The 16,801-nt window shown below is 71.8% G+C and carries 20 protein-coding genes; 13 read left to right on the top strand and 7 right to left on the bottom strand.

What is annotated here, in order from left to right; genetic code table 11:
* Nucleotides 1-171: 171 nt before the first annotated feature.
* Complete coding sequence (locus tag ACLZN2_RS29400) at nt 172-432, bottom strand: UBP-type zinc finger domain-containing protein (protein WP_416982321.1); 261 nt, start codon at nt 430-432, stop codon at nt 172-174.
* Between the two features lie 59 nt (nt 433-491).
* Between ACLZN2_RS29400 and ACLZN2_RS29395 the strand changes: the two genes are divergently transcribed.
* On the top strand, nt 492-2,087 hold the full coding sequence (locus ACLZN2_RS29395; protein ID WP_416982319.1) for a Na+/H+ antiporter: 1,596 nt from the start codon (nt 492-494) through the stop codon (nt 2,085-2,087).
* 21 nt (nt 2,088-2,108) lie between these two features.
* Here ACLZN2_RS29395 and ACLZN2_RS29390 read toward each other — a convergent pair whose 3' ends face one another.
* Nucleotides 2,109-2,993, bottom strand: coding sequence for a 1-aminocyclopropane-1-carboxylate deaminase/D-cysteine desulfhydrase (locus ACLZN2_RS29390; protein WP_416982317.1), 885 nt, complete (start codon nt 2,991-2,993; stop codon nt 2,109-2,111).
* Nucleotides 2,994-3,166: 173 nt separating this feature from the next.
* Here ACLZN2_RS29390 and ACLZN2_RS29385 point away from each other — a divergent pair, with 173 nt between their 5' ends.
* A complete protein-coding gene (locus tag ACLZN2_RS29385) occupies nt 3,167-4,573 on the top strand; it encodes a family 2B encapsulin nanocompartment shell protein (RefSeq protein WP_416982315.1) in 1,407 nt (468 codons plus the stop codon).
* A gap of 44 nt (nt 4,574-4,617) precedes the next feature.
* A complete protein-coding gene (locus ACLZN2_RS29380; RefSeq protein ID WP_416982433.1) occupies nt 4,618-5,709 on the top strand; it encodes a family 2 encapsulin nanocompartment cargo protein polyprenyl transferase in 1,092 nt (363 codons plus the stop codon).
* Between the two features lie 118 nt (nt 5,710-5,827).
* Here ACLZN2_RS29380 and ACLZN2_RS29375 read toward each other — a convergent pair whose 3' ends face one another.
* Nucleotides 5,828-6,421 carry a TetR/AcrR family transcriptional regulator gene (locus ACLZN2_RS29375; RefSeq protein WP_416982313.1) on the bottom strand — a complete coding sequence of 198 codons (594 nt, stop codon included), beginning with the start codon at nt 6,419-6,421 and terminating at the stop codon, nt 5,828-5,830.
* Nucleotides 6,422-6,556: 135 nt separating this feature from the next.
* Between ACLZN2_RS29375 and ACLZN2_RS29370 the strand changes: the two genes are divergently transcribed.
* The 3 genes from ACLZN2_RS29370 to ACLZN2_RS29360 are packed head-to-tail and all read left to right on the top strand — an operon-like array spanning nt 6,557 to nt 7,788.
* On the top strand, nt 6,557-7,141 hold the full coding sequence (locus tag ACLZN2_RS29370) for a dihydrofolate reductase family protein (RefSeq protein ID WP_416982312.1): 585 nt from the start codon (nt 6,557-6,559) through the stop codon (nt 7,139-7,141).
* 26 nt (nt 7,142-7,167) lie between these two features.
* Complete coding sequence (locus tag ACLZN2_RS29365; protein ID WP_416982311.1) at nt 7,168-7,440, top strand: hypothetical protein; 273 nt, start codon at nt 7,168-7,170, stop codon at nt 7,438-7,440.
* A 9-nt stretch (nt 7,441-7,449) separates the two neighbouring features.
* Nucleotides 7,450-7,788 carry a DUF952 domain-containing protein gene (locus tag ACLZN2_RS29360; protein ID WP_416982310.1) on the top strand — a complete coding sequence of 113 codons (339 nt, stop codon included), beginning with the start codon at nt 7,450-7,452 and terminating at the stop codon, nt 7,786-7,788.
* A 1-nt stretch (nt 7,789) separates the two neighbouring features.
* Here the strand turns inward: ACLZN2_RS29360 and ACLZN2_RS29355 are convergent, their stop codons facing one another.
* Complete coding sequence (locus ACLZN2_RS29355; RefSeq protein WP_416982308.1) at nt 7,790-8,566, bottom strand: VOC family protein; 777 nt, start codon at nt 8,564-8,566, stop codon at nt 7,790-7,792.
* Nucleotides 8,567-8,737: 171 nt separating this feature from the next.
* Here ACLZN2_RS29355 and ACLZN2_RS29350 point away from each other — a divergent pair, with 171 nt between their 5' ends.
* Together ACLZN2_RS29350 and ACLZN2_RS29345 are read left to right on the top strand one after the other, a co-directional pair.
* Nucleotides 8,738-10,483 (top strand): aminotransferase class I/II-fold pyridoxal phosphate-dependent enzyme, encoded by a 1,746-nt coding sequence (locus tag ACLZN2_RS29350; protein ID WP_416982307.1) that lies wholly within the window; start codon nt 8,738-8,740, stop codon nt 10,481-10,483.
* A complete protein-coding gene (locus tag ACLZN2_RS29345; RefSeq protein WP_416982305.1) occupies nt 10,480-11,283 on the top strand; it encodes a phosphatidate cytidylyltransferase in 804 nt (267 codons plus the stop codon). Before ACLZN2_RS29350 ends, ACLZN2_RS29345 begins: the two co-directional genes overlap by 4 nt.
* A 58-nt stretch (nt 11,284-11,341) precedes the next feature.
* On the opposite strand, the gene ACLZN2_RS29340 is transcribed toward ACLZN2_RS29345, so the two are convergent.
* Nucleotides 11,342-12,214 (bottom strand): aldo/keto reductase family oxidoreductase, encoded by an 873-nt coding sequence (locus ACLZN2_RS29340; RefSeq protein WP_416982304.1) that lies wholly within the window; start codon nt 12,212-12,214, stop codon nt 11,342-11,344.
* A 132-nt stretch (nt 12,215-12,346) separates the two neighbouring features.
* Between ACLZN2_RS29340 and ACLZN2_RS29335 the strand changes: the two genes are divergently transcribed.
* Nucleotides 12,347-12,793, top strand: coding sequence for a winged helix-turn-helix transcriptional regulator (locus ACLZN2_RS29335; RefSeq protein ID WP_416982302.1), 447 nt, complete (start codon nt 12,347-12,349; stop codon nt 12,791-12,793).
* A 198-nt stretch (nt 12,794-12,991) separates the two neighbouring features.
* Here the strand turns inward: ACLZN2_RS29335 and sodN are convergent, their stop codons facing one another.
* A complete protein-coding gene (gene sodN, locus ACLZN2_RS29330) occupies nt 12,992-13,387 on the bottom strand; it encodes a superoxide dismutase, Ni (protein WP_055634112.1) in 396 nt (131 codons plus the stop codon).
* A 145-nt stretch (nt 13,388-13,532) separates the two neighbouring features.
* Between sodN and sodX the strand changes: the two genes are divergently transcribed.
* Complete coding sequence (gene sodX / locus ACLZN2_RS29325; protein ID WP_416982431.1) at nt 13,533-13,967, top strand: nickel-type superoxide dismutase maturation protease; 435 nt, start codon at nt 13,533-13,535, stop codon at nt 13,965-13,967.
* On the opposite strand, the gene ACLZN2_RS29320 is transcribed toward sodX, so the two are convergent.
* Nucleotides 13,871-14,500, bottom strand: coding sequence for a CGNR zinc finger domain-containing protein (locus tag ACLZN2_RS29320; protein WP_416982301.1), 630 nt, complete (start codon nt 14,498-14,500; stop codon nt 13,871-13,873). The two genes, sodX and ACLZN2_RS29320, sit on opposite strands and share 97 nt — an antisense overlap.
* 99 nt (nt 14,501-14,599) lie before the next feature.
* On the opposite strand from ACLZN2_RS29320, the gene ACLZN2_RS29315 reads away from it, so the two are divergent.
* From ACLZN2_RS29315 to ACLZN2_RS29305, 3 genes are all read left to right on the top strand, one after another.
* Complete coding sequence (locus ACLZN2_RS29315; RefSeq protein ID WP_416982300.1) at nt 14,600-15,361, top strand: class I SAM-dependent methyltransferase; 762 nt, start codon at nt 14,600-14,602, stop codon at nt 15,359-15,361.
* 137 nt (nt 15,362-15,498) lie between these two features.
* On the top strand, nt 15,499-15,987 hold the full coding sequence (locus ACLZN2_RS29310) for a SigE family RNA polymerase sigma factor (protein WP_416982299.1): 489 nt from the start codon (nt 15,499-15,501) through the stop codon (nt 15,985-15,987).
* Entirely contained in the window at nt 15,984-16,733 is a 750-nt protein-coding gene (locus ACLZN2_RS29305; RefSeq protein WP_416982298.1) for a hypothetical protein, read from the top strand. The genes ACLZN2_RS29310 and ACLZN2_RS29305 overlap by 4 nt, the downstream gene beginning before the upstream one ends.
* The last annotated feature ends 68 nt before the right edge of the window (nt 16,734-16,801 follow it).

Genomic DNA, 16,801 nt, shown 5'->3' with positions numbered 1-16,801 from the left:
AGGGGTCTGCGGGCCCAAAAGGGAAGAGGGCGCGCCGGGTTGACGTACCCAGGCGTCAGATGGTCGAACCGTACCCGCCGGACGGCAGGACCGTCTCGGAAGTACAACGGCCGGACCACCTCAGAAGTTCACGTTCCGATCAGACGTTCACGTCCCGACCGCCTCCGATGCTCACACGAGGACATGATCGACGAAGCACCAGCGCCAGTTCTCCCCGGGCTCGAAGGTCCGCATCACGGGATGTCCGGTCTCCTGGTGGTGCCCCGAGGCGTGCCGGCTGGGCGAGGAGTCGCAGCAGCCGACATGGCCGCACGTCAGGCACAGCCGCAACTGCACCGGGTGGGTGCCGTCCCGCAGGCACTCCGGACACGTCTCACCGAGCGGGACGGGTTCGGGGTCGGGCAGCGCGTCGGCGTGCGTGCACTGTTTCATGATTGCCAGATTACGACGGTCGTGCGGTGTGCCGCGCGGAAAAACGAGGCGGGCGAGACATGGACGTGATGCCACTGCTGTTGCTGGTGGCGGGCAGTGCGGCGATCGCGGCCGCGGCCCGGCGCACCCCGGTCCCGGCTCCGCTGCTGCTGGTCGCCGTCGGCCTGGTGGTGTCGTACGTACCCGGAGTCCCGGACTACACCCTGGACCCGGACGTCGTCCTGCCGCTGCTGCTGCCCCCGCTGCTGTACACCTCGGCCACCGACAGCTCCTACCTCGACCTGCGTGCCCAGCTGCGGCCGGTGGCCCTGCTGTCGGTCGGATACGTGCTGTTCGCGACGTTCGCCGTCGGCTGGGCCGCCTATCTGCTCGTCCCCGGGCTGCCGCTCACCGCCGCGCTGGTGCTGGGAGCGGTGGTGGCGCCCCCGGACGCCGTCGCCGCCACGGCGGTGGCCCGCCGGGTCGGCCTGCCGTCGAGGATCACCACGATCCTCCAGGGCGAGTCCCTCCTGAACGACGCCACCGCGATCACCGCCTACAAGGTCGCCCTCGCCGTCGTGGTCGGCGAGGGCGCGTCCTGGGCGGGCGGCATCGAGGAGTTCCTGGTCGCGGCGGTCGGCGGGGTCGCCGCGGGCCTGATCCTCATGGCCCCCCTGCACTGGCTGCGCACCCACCTCAAGGAGCCCCTCCTCCAGAACACGCTCTCCCTGCTCATCCCGTTCGTCGCCTACGCCTCCGCCGAGCAGTTCCACGCCTCCGGCGTCCTCGCCGTGGTCGTCGTCGCCCTCTATCTCGGCCACCGCGCGTGGGAGGTCGACTTCGCCACCCGCCTCCAGGAGGAGGCCGTCTGGAAGATGGTCGCCTTCGTCCTGGAGTCGGCGGTCTTCGCGCTGATCGGACTCCAACTGCCGGTGGTCCTCAGGGGCCTCGGGGCGTACGAGGGTCCGGACGCCGCCTGGTACGCGTTCGCCCTCTTCCTGGTGGTCGTCGCGGCCCGCTTCCTGTGGGTCTACCCCGCGACCTTCCTCCCGCGGGCGCTGTCGGCACGCATCCGCGCGCGTGAGGACAACCCCACCTGGCGGGGGCCCTTCGTCATCGCCTGGGCCGGTATGCGGGGCGTGGTCTCGCTGGCCATCGCCTTCTCCATCCCGCTCACCGTCGAGCACGGCGAGCCCTTCCCGCAGCGCAACCTGATCCTCTTCCTGACGTTCACCACGGTCATCGGCACCCTGGTCGTACAGGGCCTCACCCTGCCCCCGCTGATCCGCATGCTGAAGTTCCCCGGCCCCGACGCGCAGGCCGCCACGCTCGCCGAGGCCAATGCCCAGGCCCAGGCCTCCCGGGTCGCCGAGGAGCGCCTCGACGCCCTGCTGGCCGACGAGCGCAACGCCCTGCCGCCACCGCTCGCCGACCGGCTGCGCAACGTCCTGGAACGCCGCCGCAACGCCGTCTGGGAGCGTCTCGGCCAGGTCAACCCGGTCACCGGCGAGACCGTCGACGACACCTACCGCCGGCTGTCCCGCGAGATGATCAGCGCCGAGCGGGAGATGTTCGTCCGGCTGCGCGACGGCCGCTACATCGACGACGAGATGCTCCGCACCCTGCTGCGCCGACTGGACCTGGAGGAGGCGGCGGCCTACCGCGAGGCGGGCTGAGACTCGGAGGCGGGCTGAGACTCAGGGGAACGGGCGCCCTGTGACGACGGCCGCCACCGTCGTCCCCCGCGGAAAGCCCCCCTCCTCGGTGAGGGCGACAAGTCCGTAGAGCAACTTGGCGACATAGAGACGTTCGACCGGGACCGCGTGCCGATGGGCGAAGTCCTCGGCGAAGGCCTCCAGCTCCGGGGTGACCCGCGCGTAGCCGCCGAAGTGGAAGCGGTCGTCGAGCCGCCAGTCGCCCCGCCGGCCCCCGAACGCCTCCTCCTGCAGCACCCGTATCTCCTCCGCCAGGAATCCCCCCTTCAGGACCGGCACGCCCAGCGCCCGCTGTCCGGGACCGAGCCCGGCGGCCAGACCCGCGAGCGTGCCGCCGGTGCCGCAGGCCACCGCGACCACGTCGGCCCGCCCCCGCAGCTCCTCGCCGAGAACCTCACAGCCGCGGACGGCGAGCGCGTTGCTCCCGCCCTCGGGGACGACGTACGCGTCCTCGGCGCCGACCGCCCGCAGCACGGCCGCGAGGGTCTCCGCATCGGCCTTGCGGCGATACGTCCCACGGTCCACGAAGCGCAGCCGCATCCCGTCCGCCGCGCACCGGGCGAGGGAGGTGTTCAGCGGTCGGCCGGCCAGCTCGTCACCGCGCACCACGCCCATCGTGGGGAGTCCGAGGAGCCGCCCGGCCGCGGCGGTGGCGCGCAGATGGTTGGAGTAGGCGCCGCCGAAGGTGACCACCGTCCGCCCGGCCGCAGCCGTCAGATTGGGCACGAGCTTGCGCCACTTGTTGCCGATCAGTTCCGGATGGATCAGGTCGTCCCGCTTCAGCAGCAGCCGCACCCCGTGCCGTGCGAACCGGTCGTCGGCCACCTCCTGGAGCGGGGAGGGTGGACGGGGGCGCAGGTCGGTCATCCGCACATTGTCGAACACCGCTCGCCGAAACGTCCCACTTCCCCGCTCCACGATGATCCATTCCCGCTCTTTCGTGTAATGGCACGAGCACGCTCCGTGATGGAAGGCTTGCCCGCGTACCAGTGCACCGGCGCACTTCGGCGCCCATGCGTGATTCGGGAGGGCATTTCTCCATGTCGGTAGGCGAAGAGGTCCGCACGGACTCGGGCAAGCCGCAGCAGAGTCTCGGCACCGCGGCCGCGCGGAACCTGGCCACCACGACCAAGTCCGCACCGCAGATGCAGGAGATCAGCTCCCGCTGGCTGCTGCGGACCCTGCCCTGGGTGGACGTACATGGTGGTACGTACCGGGTCAACAGGCGGCTGACGTACGCCGTCGGGGACGGCCGCATCACGTTCGTCAAGACCGGCGACCGCGTCGAGGTGATCCCGGCCGAGCTGGGCGAACTGCCGGCGCTGCGCTCCTACGACGACGAGGAGGTGCTGTCGGAGCTCGCCCAGCGCTGCCGGCAGCGCGAGTTCGGCCCCGGCGAGGTCATCGCCTCCTTCGGCAACCAGACCGACGAGGTCTATCTGCTCGCCCACGGCCGCGTCGAGAAGGTCGGCACCGGCCCCTACGGCGACGACCAGGTGCTCGGCGTCCTCGCCGACGGCGCCTACTTCGGCGAACAGGCGCTGCTCGACGCCGACGCCATCTGGGAGTACACCGCCCGCGCGGACACCGCGTGCACCGTGCTGATCCTGGCCCGCCAGGACGTCGAGCAGGTCGCGGAGCGCGCCGACTCCCTGCGCGCGCACCTCCACCAGCTGCGGGCCATTCCCGAGCAGCGCACCAACAAGTACGGCGAGAAGGCCGTCGACCTGGCCGCGGGCCACGCCGGAGAGCCGGACATCCCGCACACGTTCGTGGACTACGACGCCCGCCCGCGCGAGTACGAACTGAGCATCGCCCAGACCGTCCTGCGCATCCACACGCGCGTGGCCGACCTCTACAACCAGCCCATGAACCAGACCGAGCAGCAGTTGCGGCTGACGGTCGAGGCGATCAAGGAGCGCCAGGAGCACGAACTCGTCAACAACCGGGAGTTCGGGCTGCTCCACAACTGCGAGTACGACCAGCGGATCCAGCCGCACGACGGCGTGCCGAGCCCCGACGACCTGGACGAACTGCTCAGCAGGCGGCGCGGCACCAAGATGCTGCTCGCCCACCCGCGCGCGATCTCCGCGATCGGCCGCGAGCTCAACAAACGCGGACTGGTGCCCGAGACGATCGACGTCGGCGGCAACCGCATCCCCACCTGGCGCGGGGTGCCGATCTACCCGTGCAACAAGATCCCGGTCACCGAGGCCCGCACCAGCTCGATCATCGCGATGCGTCTGGGCGAGCAGGACCAGGGCGTCATCGGCCTGCGCCAGTCCGGCATCCCGGACGAGATCGAGCCGAGCCTGTCCGTGCGGTTCATGGGCATCAACGAACAGTCCATCATCAACTACCTCGTGACGGCCTACTACTCGGCGGCGGTCCTGGTGCCGGACGCGCTCGGGGTCATGGAGAACGTCGAGATCGGCCGCTGGCGGTGACCTCCGCCACCAGGCCGCACGGGACGCGCGAAAGGCGGAGGTCTATCGGGAGCCAGGGGGAGAGCCGGGGCGGCAGCGAGGGGCGGACCGGCCCGGCGGCGTCCGACGGACAGGAGGCGACGGCGATCCTGGAGCGTGCCAGGGCGGCGGTCGACCCCGAACTGCGCGCCGCCGTCGACTCGTTACCCCGCCAGATGCGCCGGGTCGCCCGCTACCACTTCGGCTGGGAGCACGCCGACGGCACCCCGGCCGCGGGGAACGCCGGCAAGGCGATCCGTCCCGCGCTCGTCCTCGCCGCGGCCGCCGCACTCGGCGGCCCGGCGGCCCGGGCGGCGGCCGTCAGGGCCGCCGCGGCGGTCGAACTGATCCACAACTTCACGCTGTTGCACGACGACGTGATGGACCGGGACACCACCCGCCGGCACCGCCCCACCGTCTGGACCGTGTTCGGCGACGCCGACGCGATCCTCGCCGGGGACGCCCTCCAGGCGCAGGCCCTCGGCATGCTCGCAGGGGACCCGCACCCGGCGTCCGCGGCGGCGGTGGCCCGGCTCACGGCCTGTGTGGTGGAGCTCTGCGAGGGCCAGCAGACCGACACGGCCCTGGAGAGACGCGGCCCCGCCGAGGTCACTCTCGACGAGGTGCTCGTCATGGCCGAGGCCAAGACGGGTGCGCTGATCGGATGCGCCTGCGCGGTGGGCGCGCTGTACGCGGGGGCGGCACCGGAGGACGTCGACGCGCTGGACGCCTTCGGCAGGGAGGCCGGGCTCGCCTTCCAGCTCATCGACGACGTCATCGGCATATGGGGCGACCCGGGACACACCGGCAAGCCGGCGGGCGCCGATCTCGCCGCCCGCAAGAAGTCCCTGCCGGTGGTCGCCGCCCTGGCCTCCGGCACCCCGGCCGCCGGGGAACTGGCCGAGCTGTACGCCCGGCCGCCCGTGCCGGAGGACCAGGACGACCTGGACCGCACGGCTCTGGCGGTGGAACGGGCCGGCGGCCGCGCCTGGGCCCAGGACCAGGCGGCCGACCGCATGTCCCGGGCGATGGACGAACTCGCCCGTGCGATCCCGGACCCGGAGTCCGCGGGCGGCCTGCTGTCCCTGGCGGAGTTCGTGACCCGGCGCAGCGTCTAGGCCTGTCCGGCCGGGCAGGCCCCAACGGCACCACCCGGACGTCGTACGGCGTCCCCGCAGACCCCGATGGGTCCCGCGCCTCCCCACGGCGTGCGGGGCCCACCGGCGTTTTCGCCGGTCAGGGCTGCTCCGGCACCACTGTCGCCACGATCCGCTCCACCAGCCCCTCCGGCACGCCCACCCCCGGCAGTACGCCGTCGAGGACCCCGGGCAGGGTGAGGTGCTCCAGGATCAGGCCGAGCATCGCGAGATACAGCACCACGACGGTCTCGTCGCCGCCGGGCAGCCCCGCCTCCCGGTGGAACCCCATGCCCTCCTCCAGGTCGCCGCGCACCGAGGTGGTGAAGGAGGCGCGCAGCTCGGGGCGCCGGGTCGCCTCCAGGCGCATCTCCAGCAGGGCCAGGTGTCCGGCGCGGTCGCGGGTCGCCCGGGCCATCAGGTCGTGCATCAGTGCCGTGACCAGGGAACGGTCCCGGGGCCGCCCCATCAGGGCGACGAGCACCTCGGGATCGGGCGCCAGCCGCACACGCAGCCGGGCGTCGATCTGCCGCAGCAGGTCGTCGCGGCCGGTGAAGTAGTTGGAGGCGGTGCCCGTGGGCACCCGCGCCGCGGTGTCCACCGCCCGGAACGTCAGACCGCGAGCCCCCTCCCGGGCGAGCACCTCGATGCCCGCGTCCACCAGGGCTGCGCGGCGCTCCGGATTACCGGCCATGCGTCTCTCCTCGCGAAAAGGCTTGTCGCCAAGGGCTTGTCACCAAAGGACTTGTCACCAAAGGGCTTGCAACCACTACAGTCGAAGTACTATAACTGGAGTGGTTCGGAGGGCAGCCTACGGAAAGAGACCCACTTGCGAAAGCTCACGTACTTGGTCGCCTGTTCCCTCGACGGCTTCATCGGGGACGAGTCCGGCGACGCCACCGCGATGATGTCCTTCGTCGACGAGGAGTTCCTCGGCTTCCTCGCGGCGGAGTACCCCGAGACCCTGGCCACCCCCGCCCGCCGGGCGCTCGGCCTCGACGACCTGGAGAACAAGCGGTTCGACACCGTCGTCCAGGGCCGGGCCAGCTACGACACGGGGCTGAAGGAGGGGGTCACCAGCCCCTACGCGCATCTGCGCCAGTACGTCGCCTCTCGCACCCTGGCCGAGTCGCCCGACCCGGACGTCGAGATCATCGCGGACGGCCTGCTCGACCGGGTCCGCGCGCTCAAGGCGGAGGACGGCCGGTTCGGCATCTACCTGTGCGGCGGCTCCCGGATCGCGGGTGAGCTGTTCGACGAGATCGACGAGCTCGTGATCAAGACCTACCCGATCGTCTACGGCACCGGCATGCCCATGTTCGCCACCGCCGTCGACCTCACCCGGTTCACGCTCGAGGAACTGCGCTCGTTCGGCAACGGGGCGGTCGTACGGACGTACAGAAGGGCGCGCTGACGGCCGGCCCGCCCTAGGCTGAGGGCATGGACAGAGAACAGCGTGTCTGTCCCGTCTGCGGGCAGCCCGTACAGTCCGTCGTGCAGCGCTACAAGACCCTGGGCGCATGGGTCCCGCGCTGGGTGCCGGGCCCGTGCCACAACCCGGAGTGCGAGGCACACGTGGAGGAGGGCACCCTCCCGCACCACGAGGAGCGCACCCTTCCGCACGACGAGGATCGTCCCCTCCCGGAGCACGAGGAGGCCACCCCTTCGGAGCACCGGGAAAAGCCCGGTGCCCAGGCCGAGCCGACCGGCTAGCGTGCCCCCATGACCGGACCCCTTCCGTACATCCTCCACATCACCGAACGCGCGCTCTGGGCGGCGGCCCGCGAGCAGGGCTCCTACACGTGGTCCACCCGGGGCCGCACCCTCGCGGAGGAGGGGTTCATCCACTGCTCCACCCGCACCCAGCTCCCCAAGGTCGCCGCCTTCCTCTACGGCTCCTACGACGGCCCCGACGACCTGGTGGTCCTGGTGGTTGACCCGGCCCGGCTGGACGTCCCGCTGAAGTACGAGGCCCCGGAGCCCGGCGGCGAGGAGTTCCCGCACGTGTACGGGCCGATACCGGTGGACGCCGTGGTGGACGTGGAACCCTGGAGCCGCTGAATCAGGCGGACGGCTGAGCCGGCAGTCCGCCCGTCTCCGGGTCGCGGCCCGTCAGGCAGTACAGGGCGCCCGCCGGGTCGCGCATCACCGTCCAGTGGGCGGCGGGAGCGACGAGAACAGCCCCGAGTCGCTCGTGCCGGGCGCGCACCGCGTCGATGCCGGTGCCACAGGCCAGGTCGAGATGGGCGGAGACGGGCCGTTCCTCGCCCAGCCGCTGGAGCAGGATCCGCACCGGCAGCCCCGCCGGCGGCGCGACCACATGGAACTCCGGCAGGGACCCCGGCCGCGACGACCAGCCGGGCAGCAGCGCGCTCCAGAACGCGACCTCGGCGTCGTACACGGACGGCGGGACGTCGACGCACACCTGGTCCAGCCGGCTGCCCCCGACGACGGGCGGCCGCACCGACTCCCCCTGCCACGGCACCGCGCAGAACAACTGCCCCGCGGGGGAACGCAGTACGGTCCACCCGTCGTGCGCGGCGGCCGTCTCCGCACCCAGTTCCCGCGCCGCCCCGGCGAAGGCGGGCACGTCCTCCACGGCGAAGTCGAGATGCGCGCCGCCGTCCCCGTCCGCGACGGCCTGGACCTTCACACAGGCGTCGGCCCCGCCACCCGGCAGCAGGGTGCCGAACTCGTCCTGCTCGCCGCGGAGTCCGGACAACGAGGTGTCCGTGACGGCGGTCCAGAAGTCGCACGCCGCACGGAACCGCTCGGCAGGCCGGTCTACGAAGGCGTACGTCCAACGGACCGGGGCCGGGACGGGGGTGCGGGAGTTCATGGGGTGATCGTAGTGACGCCCTTGCAACGGGACGGCGAAGGAGCGGTCGCAGGGCGGTCGCGGGGCGGTCGCGCCTGAGTACGCGTACTCAAGCCGGGTGCGTCGCTCGCCCCTGACGCACCCGGCGCGGCTTCCCGACGATGGGAGTCTCCCGCATCGAAAGAGGTAGCCATGGGCCGTGACCCGCTGCAGCTGCGCTCCGCCACCGAGGAGGACCTGGACTGGATCCACGAACTGCGGCACCGCGTCTACGCACAGGAGCTCTGCCAGCACGCCCCGGATCCGGCCGGGCGGCTCCGGGACGGGCTCGACGGCGACAACGTCTACCTGGTCGCGGCGCGCGGAGCCGCCCGGATCGGGTTCGTCAGCCTGACCCCGCCCTGGGCGGGCCGGTACGGGCTGGACAAGTACCTGACCCGCGCCGAGCTGCCGCTGCTCGACGACGACCCGTTCGAGGTGCGCATCCTCACCGTCGAACCCCGCTGGCGGGCCACCGCGGCGGCGCCCCTGCTGATGTGGGCGGCGCTGCGCTGGACCGCCGCCCGCGGCGGCCGCCGGGTGGTCGCGATGGGGCGCACCGAGCTGCTCGACCTGTACCGGGCCGTCGGCCTGCGCCCGGTCGGCCGTACGATCCACAGCGGCGCGGTGACGTTCGAGGTGCTGACCGGTGGAGTGACCGAGCTGACGAGGCTCGTGACGGACCGGTACGGCCGTGCGCTGGACCGCCTGCGGGCCACCGTGGACTGGCGGCTGGACATGCCGTTCGCGCCCCGGCCGGACGGCTGCGAGCACGGCGGCGCCTCCTTCGCCGCCGTCGGCACGGACTTCCGTACCCTGCACCGGCGCCACGACATCGTCATGGCCGACGTCCTGGACGCCTGGTTCCCGCCCGCCCCCGGGGTACGGAAGGTGCTCGCGGAGGACCCGGCCTGGGTCGCCCGCACCTCCCCGCCGGCCGGCGCCGAGGGCCTGCTGGCGGAGATCGCCACGGCCCGCGCGCTGCCGACGGAGACACTCGCGGTCGGCGCGGGCTCCTCCGACCTGATCTTCCGGGCGTTCGGCCACTGGCTGACCCCGCAGAGCCGGGTCCTGCTGACCGACCCCTGCTACGGCGAGTACGCCCATGTCACCGAGCGGGTGATCGGCTGCCGGGTGGACCGGCTGCCGCTGCGCCGCGAGGACGGCCGGCGCATCGACCCGGACCGGCTGACCGCCGCCGTCGCCTCCGGCCGCTACGACCTCGTGGTCCTCGTCAACCCCAACAACCCCACCGGGCGCCACGCCCCGGCTGCCACACTGCGCTCGGTGATCGCCGCCGCCCCGGCCCGCACCCGCTGGTGGATCGACGAGGCGTACCTCGGCTACGTCGGCCAGGCCGAGTCGCTCGCCGACCTCGCCGCGACGGACCCGAGGGTCGTGGTGTGCACCTCCCTGTCCAAGATGTACGCGCTGTCCGGCCTGCGGGCCGCCTACCTGGTGGCCGAACCGGCCACCGCGGCGGAACTGCGCCGCCGGACCCCGCCCTGGCCGGTCGGCCTGCCCGCCCAGCTGGCCGCCGTCGCGGCCCTGCGCGACCCGGCCTACTACGCCGACCGTTGGCAACGCACCCACGCCCTGCGCGGCCGGCTGGCCGCCGACCTGGCCGCGCTGGACGAGACCCTGACGGTCGAGGAGGCCGTGGCGAACTTCCTCACCGTCACACTCCCGCCGGACGGGCCGAGCGCGGCGCGTCTCGTGACCGACTGCCGTCGCCGCGACGTGTACCTGCGCGATCTGTCGCCGCTGTCGGCGCGCTACGAGGGCCGCACCGTGCGGATCGCGGTGCGGGACACCGAGGAGAACGCGCGGATCGTGACCGCGGTCCGGGCCGCGCTGCGACCGGCTTCCGTACGGCTCGCAGTCGGCCCCGCCCGATGACCACGGTGGCCTCGCTGGCGCCCTGGCTGGGCGGGGCGCTGGCGCTGGGCGGGGTCGCCGTCGCGGTGTCCCGACGGCGTGAGCTGATGGTCCGCTGGTGCGCCTGGGCGGTCGGTGTACCGCTCGTCACCGGGGCGTTCTGGCTGGGCCGCCCCGGTGCCGCGGCCGTCGCCGTCGTCGTCGGGGTGATCACGGTACTGGAGTACGGCGGGCTGCTGCGGCTGGGCCCGGTGGACCGGGCGGTGCTGGCCGCGGCGGTGACCGGGGTGGTGCTGGCGGCCTGGCTGGCGCCCGGACAACTGCCGCGGGTCGTCGCGATCGGGGCGCTCGCGGTGGCCGCGGTGCCGCTGCTGGCCGGTGACGCGGACCAGGGTCTGCACCGGCTCGGCGCCGGTCTGCTCGGGCTGGCCTGGCTCGGTGTCCTGGCGGCGCTGGTGCCCCTGGGAGCGAGTGCTCTGGCGTTGTTCGTGGCGGTCTCGGTCGCCGACATCACGGCGTACTTCACCGGCCGCCGGCTCGGCGGGCCCCGGCTGTCTCCCCTGTCACCGGCCAAGCGGTGGAGCGGCACGCTGGCCGGGGCGGCGACGGGCCTCGGCACACTCGCCGTCCTCTCGGTGCTGAGCTGGCCGACGGCGCTCGCGGTCACGGTCGGCGGACCGGCCGGCGACCTCCTCGAATCCATGGTCAAGCGAGGCGCACAGGCGAAGGACGCGGGCCGCTGGCTCCCCGGCTCCGGCGGCCTGCTCGACCGGATCGACTCCCTGCTGATCGCCCTGGCGGTCCTGCTCGTGCTGACCTGAACGCACGCGAACAGCACCGCACCCGGACGTGGCTCGTGGGCCGTTCAGCCCGGGGCACTCAGCGGCCGATGTCGTCCAGCTCGGTCAAGTCCTGATACGAGAGGGAGAGCCCCGCGCCGGTGATGTTCTCGCGCAGGTGTGCAGACGATGACGTGCCGGGGATGAGCAGGATGTTCGGTGATCGCTGCAGCAGCCAGGCCAGTGCGACGGACATCTGTGTCGCGTTCAATCGAGCGGCGACGGCCGAGAGCGCCGAGGACTGCAGTGGGGTGAAGCCCCCGAGGGGGAAGAAGGGCACGTACGCGACGCCGTCGGCGGCGAGCCGGTCGATGAGCTTGTCGTCGTGGCGGTGGGCGAGGTTGTACATGTTCTGCACGCACACGATCGGCGCGATGCTCTGTGCCTCGGAGACCTGCTCCTCGGTGGCGTTGCTGACCCCGAGGTGGCGGATCAGGCCCTGCTGCTGGAGTTCGACGAGCGTCTCGAACGCCTCGGCGAGCGAGCCGGGTTGGGGACCTTCGGCGTTGCCGATTCGGAGGTTGACCAGGTCGAGTACGTCGAGCCCGAGGGACTTGAGGTTCTCGTGGACCTGGCTGCGCAGATCTTCGGGCCGCCGGGCCGTGGGCCAGCCACCCTGTGCGTCGCGGGTCGCGCCCACCTTGGTCACGACGTGGAGCGACTCGGGATAGGGGTGCAGTGCCTCGCGGATCAACTCGTTGGTGACCCGCGGCCCGTAGGCGTCGCTGGTGTCGATGTGGGTGATTCCGAGGTCGACAGCCTCACGCAGAAGAGCCAGGGCACCCTCGCGATCGGCCGGCGGCCCCATGACCCACGGGCCGGCCAGCCGCATGGCACCGTAGCCGAACCGGGTGACGCTGAGGTCACCCAGAGTCCAGGTACCGCCGGGAAGAGAGAGGAATGGTGTGCTCATCGTGTGGCCTTTCGTCGTGCACGTGGGGGGTGGCGCCTGCTGCCTCCCTGCATCAGCATTGGAGAGGAACTTCCTGTCGGGAAGTAGGCACTTGGGAGTGCGTAACCCACCCATGGGTGAGAGGTGCGATCAGTGACGACGACGGCGGCGGCGCAGAAGAGGGCTCAGGCCAAAGCGGAGTACAACGCGTTCCTGGCAGCATGCCCCAGCCGACAGCTGCTCGACCGAATATCGGATAAATGGGTCGTCCTGGTCCTGTGCGCGCTGGGCGGCGACAACGACCCTGGACCCCCCGGTGCATCACACGCAGACGCACCGAAGGCGATGCGCTTCTCCGAGATCTCTCGTCTTCTGGCCGGGGTCAGCCAGAAGATGCTGACCCAGACGCTACGGTCGCTGGAGCGCGATGGTCTGCTCACCCGTACCGTGACGCCAACCGTCCCGGTCACCGTCTCCTACCAACTGACCGACCTCGGCCTCTCGCTCCACCACATGACGCGCGGGCTCAGAAACTGGGCCCAGACACACATGGACCAGGTCCTCGCAAACCGCGAGAACTACGACGCCCGCACCTCCTGACGACTCATGTCCAGCCCAAGTGGGGAAGGGGCTGGTGATCGCGTCCGGGGGAGACTGCCTGGGCGGCATGCTCGTCTGCCGCCGGTGAGCGCCGGCTCAGTCAGCGGTGGACAAGACCGCACCCGGACCGTCAAGCGCGCCGTGATCGGCGGCCTGCGGGCCGGGTGCGGGTGGGTGGGAAAAGAAGGTGATCGAAGATCAGGCCTTCTTGGTCTCCCAGAAGATCTTGTCGATCTCGGCGATCAGCTCGAGGGCCTTCTCGCCGGTCTTCGGGTCGGTCGACGCCTTGGCGGCCGACAGGGCCTTCAGGGTGTCGTTGACCAGCACGTGCAGCTGGGGGTACTTCTCGAAGTGCGGGGGCTTGAAGTAGTCGCTCCACAGCACGGAGACGTGGTGCTTCGCGAGCTCGGCACGCTGCTCCTTGATGACGGTGGCGCGCGCCTGGAAGTGCGGGTCGTCGTTGGCGGCCATCTTCTCCTGCACGGCCTTCACCGACTCCGCCTCGATGCGGGCCTGGGCCGGGTCGTACACACCGCAGGGCAGGTCGCAGTGCGCGCTGACCTTGACCTTGGGGGCAAACAGGCGGGAAAGCATGGAGCATTCCTTCCTCGTGATCGTCTTCTCAGGTGGGACATTACTCCCTGCAAGACCGGTTTTCGCGGGTGCCCCCATGGGCTTAGGACAAAAGTCCGGGGTGAAACTGAGACTGGTGGAGGAACGGACCGGGGAGGTGCCGGGGATGCCGGAACTGTCGCAGGAGACCGAGCGGGGGAGGGCCGTCGCGCCCTTCGGGCTGGCCGAGGTGACCGGGCCGTCCATGGTGCCCACGCTGTACCACGGGGATCAGCTGGTGGTGCAGTACGGGGCGCGGGTGAAGGCCGGTGACGTCGTCGTGCTGCGGCATCCCTTCCAGCAGGACCTGCTCGTCGTGAAGCGGGCCGTCGAGCGGCGGGACGGGGGGTGGTGGGTGCTCGGGGACAACGCGTACGCCGGCGGGGACAGCACCGACTACGGGACCGTGCCCGACGAGCTGATCCTGGGCAAGGTGCGGCTGCGGTACCGGCCGCTGAAGCCGGATCAGCGCTCGCCGCTGGCGGTGGTGCGCTGGGCGCTGTCGGCGGCGAGGCCGGTGCTGGCGGTCCGGTCGGCCTCCAGGCGTTTGCGGGCGCGGTAGGCGGCCACGTTGGCGCGGGTCGCGCAGCGGTCGGAGCAGTAGCGCCGGGAGCGGTTCGTGGACGTGTCGAGGTAGGCGTTGCGGCACGGGGTGGCCTCGCACAGGCCGAGGCGGTCGACGCCGTACTCGGTGAGGTGGAAGGCCAGGCCCATCGCGGCGATGGCCGCGTAGCCCGCCGTCGCGTTCGAGGGGTGGTCGGCGAGGTGCATGTGCCACAGCGGGCGGCCGTCGTCGTCGCGGTGGTCGTGGCCGGAGATCTGCGGGCTCACCGGGAACTCCAGGAGGAGCGAGTTCAGCAGGTCGACGGCGAGGGTCTCGTCGCCGTGGTCGGCCGCCTCGAACACCGCGCGCAGCCGTCCCCGGACCGAGCGGAAACGGGTGACGTCCGCGTCGGTGGCACGGCGGGCGGCCGACTGGTTGCCGCCGAAGAGATCACGGACGGCCTCGACCGAGGTCAGTGAGTCCTTGCCCCGGGCCGGTTCCTCGCTGTTGACGAGGCGCACGGCGTAGTCCGAGTAATAGGCCAGTTCCACTTGTAGTCCTTACGGATGGGCTCTATGGTCGTGAGTGCGGTCGGGTAACGACTGATCGTGTATTCAGGGTATTACGCGACGGGTGACTAGGGGGCTTCCATGACCACCACCGGTACCGGAACCGACTGGCAGGCCTGGCAGGAGAGCTGGGACCGGCAGCAGGAGTGGTACATGCCGGATCGCGAGGAACGGTTCCGGGTCATGCTCGACATGGTCGAGGCGGTCGTCGGGCCACGGCCCCGGGTCCTCGACCTCGCCTGCGGCACCGGCACCATCACCGCCCGGCTGCTGGCTCGCCTCCCCGGCGCCACCAGCACCGGCGTCGACCTCGACCCGGCCCTCCTCGCCATCGCCGAGGGCACCTTCGCCGGGGACGACCGGGTCACCCTCGTGACCGCCGACCTCAAGGACCCGGACTGGCCGTCCCGGCTGCCGTACGACTCGTACGACGCCGTCCTGACCGCCACGGCCCTCCACTGGCTGCACAGCGAACCCCTCGCGGCCCTCTACGGCGGGATCGCGGAGCTCGTCCGCGACGGCGGTGTCTTCATGAACGCGGACCACATGATCGACGACACGACGCCCCGGATCAACGCGGCGGAGCGCGCGCTGCGGCTCGCCCGCATGGAACAGGCCAAGAACGGCGGCATCCTCGACTGGGCCGAGTGGTGGCAGCTCGCCGCCCAGGACCCGGTCCTGGCCGGACCCACCGCCCGCCGCTTCGAGATCTACGGCGAGCACGCGGACGGCGACATGCCGTCGGCGGCATGGCACGCGCGCGTGCTGAAGGAGAAGGGCTTCGGCGAGGCCCGGCCGGTGTGGGCCTCCCCTGCGGACACGCTGCTGCTCGCCCTCAAGTAGCGGGCCCGAACACGGATGCGGGCCAGGAGGCGGTGCGAGAAGTTCGTACCGCCTCTTCCGCGTCCTGACGGCCCTCCCGCCGCACTGGAAGGGGTGAGACGGTCCGGGACGGACGGCGGGCCGGGAGAGGGGGAGGGATGAAGCGGGGCGCGGAAGCTGCTCTGCACGCCTTCGTCGCAGGCAGGCGTACGGCACTGTTCCGCAGCGCCTATCTGCTGTGCGGCAACCGGGACGAGGCCGAGGACCTCGTCCAGACCACGCTGGTCAAGGTCGTCCTCGGCGCCCGCAGACACGGGCGGCTGGACAACCTCGAGGCCTATGCGCGCAGGACGCTGATCAACACGTTCGTCGCCGGGCGCCGCCGGTTCTGGCGGCGCGAGCACGCGTACGGCGAACTGCCCGATGTGCCGGGTCGGCCGGCGGACAGCGACACCGGGTTGATGGTCCGGGCCGCCCTCGCGCAGCTGACGCCCAAGCAGCGGGCGGTGCTGGTGCTGCGCTACTGGGAGGACCTCAGCGTCGCCGCCGTCGCCGAGCTGCTCGGGATGCGCGAGAGCACGGTCAAGAGCCACACGGCGAGGGGACTCGCGGCGCTGAAGGCCGCGGTGCGGGAGGAACACGTATGAATGACACGGACGTTCGAGAACTGCTGAGCCGGGCCGTCGACACGGTGACGGTGCCCGCGGGCGGGGGCGGCGAGCCGGTCTTCGCCCGGGCAGCGGCCGTACGGCGCAGGCGGCGGGCGGTGGTCACCGGCGCGGTGGCCGCGGTGGCCGTCGTGGGAGTGGTCACCGGGGCCGGGCTGTTGCCCGGGGAGAGGGCCGCGGCGCCGGCCGTCGGTGCGGCCACCGACTTGGAGAAGCTGCTGCCGGACGGGATCGGGACCGTGCGGGAGGTGTCGCTGGGGCGGCTGCTCCGGGGCGCGGACGTACCGCTCGCCGGAAAGAACGTCGGGCCCTACGACGGGGAGTACTCCGTCGCGCGGAAGACGAGCGTCGGGTACATCACCGTCCATGTGGACAAGGGCGTGACGAGGCCGGACACGACCTGTCGGCCGACCCGTGACGAGCCGAGCAAGCGGGACTGCTCCACGGAGAAGCTGCCCGGCGGCGGTCTGTTGGTCAGCTACTGGACGGCGCCCCTGGAGATGGTTTTCCGCCCGGCCGACGGCGGACCCTGGAAGAACGGGGCCCACGTCGAGTTCGCCGCCGGGCTCACGGCTCGCCTCGTCCTGCCGGACGCGACGGTGCTCACCATCCGTGACTCGGCCGGCTTCAGCGGCGACCGGGCGCAGGGCGCACCGCTGAACGGCTTCCCGCTCACGCGGGCGCAGCTGCGGGAACTGGTGACGGACCCCGCCCTGCTGCCGTAGGACTGCGGGGACGACGGGGGAGGGGTGGTACGGGATCCCGTACCACCCCTCCTTTGTGCGCTGTGCGC

Source organism: Streptomyces sp. T028 (genome assembly GCF_048159505.1).
GTDB lineage: Bacteria > Actinomycetota > Actinomycetes > Streptomycetales > Streptomycetaceae > Streptomyces.
Note: the sequence above shows the minus strand (reverse complement) of the source record. Positions and strands in the feature narration are given on the sequence as shown.

What these genes read in the sequence shown, in the direction of transcription:
- ACLZN2_RS29400 (WP_416982321.1), bottom strand. Translation starts at nt 432, where the DNA reads ATGAAACAGTGCACGCACGCCGACGCGCTGCCCGACCCCGAACCCGTC.
- ACLZN2_RS29395 (WP_416982319.1), top strand. Translation starts at nt 492, where the DNA reads ATGGACGTGATGCCACTGCTGTTGCTGGTGGCGGGCAGTGCGGCGATC.
- ACLZN2_RS29390 (WP_416982317.1), bottom strand. Translation starts at nt 2,993, where the DNA reads ATGACCGACCTGCGCCCCCGTCCACCCTCCCCGCTCCAGGAGGTGGCC.
- ACLZN2_RS29385 (WP_416982315.1), top strand. Translation starts at nt 3,167, where the DNA reads ATGTCGGTAGGCGAAGAGGTCCGCACGGACTCGGGCAAGCCGCAGCAG.
- ACLZN2_RS29375 (WP_416982313.1), bottom strand. Translation starts at nt 6,421, where the DNA reads ATGGCCGGTAATCCGGAGCGCCGCGCAGCCCTGGTGGACGCGGGCATC.
- ACLZN2_RS29365 (WP_416982311.1), top strand. Translation starts at nt 7,168, where the DNA reads ATGGACAGAGAACAGCGTGTCTGTCCCGTCTGCGGGCAGCCCGTACAG.
- ACLZN2_RS29360 (WP_416982310.1), top strand. Translation starts at nt 7,450, where the DNA reads ATGACCGGACCCCTTCCGTACATCCTCCACATCACCGAACGCGCGCTC.
- ACLZN2_RS29355 (WP_416982308.1), bottom strand. Translation starts at nt 8,566, where the DNA reads ATGAACTCCCGCACCCCCGTCCCGGCCCCGGTCCGTTGGACGTACGCC.
- ACLZN2_RS29350 (WP_416982307.1), top strand. Translation starts at nt 8,738, where the DNA reads ATGGGCCGTGACCCGCTGCAGCTGCGCTCCGCCACCGAGGAGGACCTG.
- ACLZN2_RS29345 (WP_416982305.1), top strand. Translation starts at nt 10,480, where the DNA reads ATGACCACGGTGGCCTCGCTGGCGCCCTGGCTGGGCGGGGCGCTGGCG.
- ACLZN2_RS29340 (WP_416982304.1), bottom strand. Translation starts at nt 12,214, where the DNA reads ATGAGCACACCATTCCTCTCTCTTCCCGGCGGTACCTGGACTCTGGGT.
- sodN (WP_055634112.1), bottom strand. Translation starts at nt 13,387, where the DNA reads ATGCTTTCCCGCCTGTTTGCCCCCAAGGTCAAGGTCAGCGCGCACTGC.
- sodX (WP_416982431.1), top strand. Translation starts at nt 13,533, where the DNA reads ATGCCGGAACTGTCGCAGGAGACCGAGCGGGGGAGGGCCGTCGCGCCC.
- ACLZN2_RS29315 (WP_416982300.1), top strand. Translation starts at nt 14,600, where the DNA reads ATGACCACCACCGGTACCGGAACCGACTGGCAGGCCTGGCAGGAGAGC.
- ACLZN2_RS29310 (WP_416982299.1), top strand. Translation starts at nt 15,499, where the DNA reads ATGAAGCGGGGCGCGGAAGCTGCTCTGCACGCCTTCGTCGCAGGCAGG.
- ACLZN2_RS29305 (WP_416982298.1), top strand. Translation starts at nt 15,984, where the DNA reads ATGAATGACACGGACGTTCGAGAACTGCTGAGCCGGGCCGTCGACACG.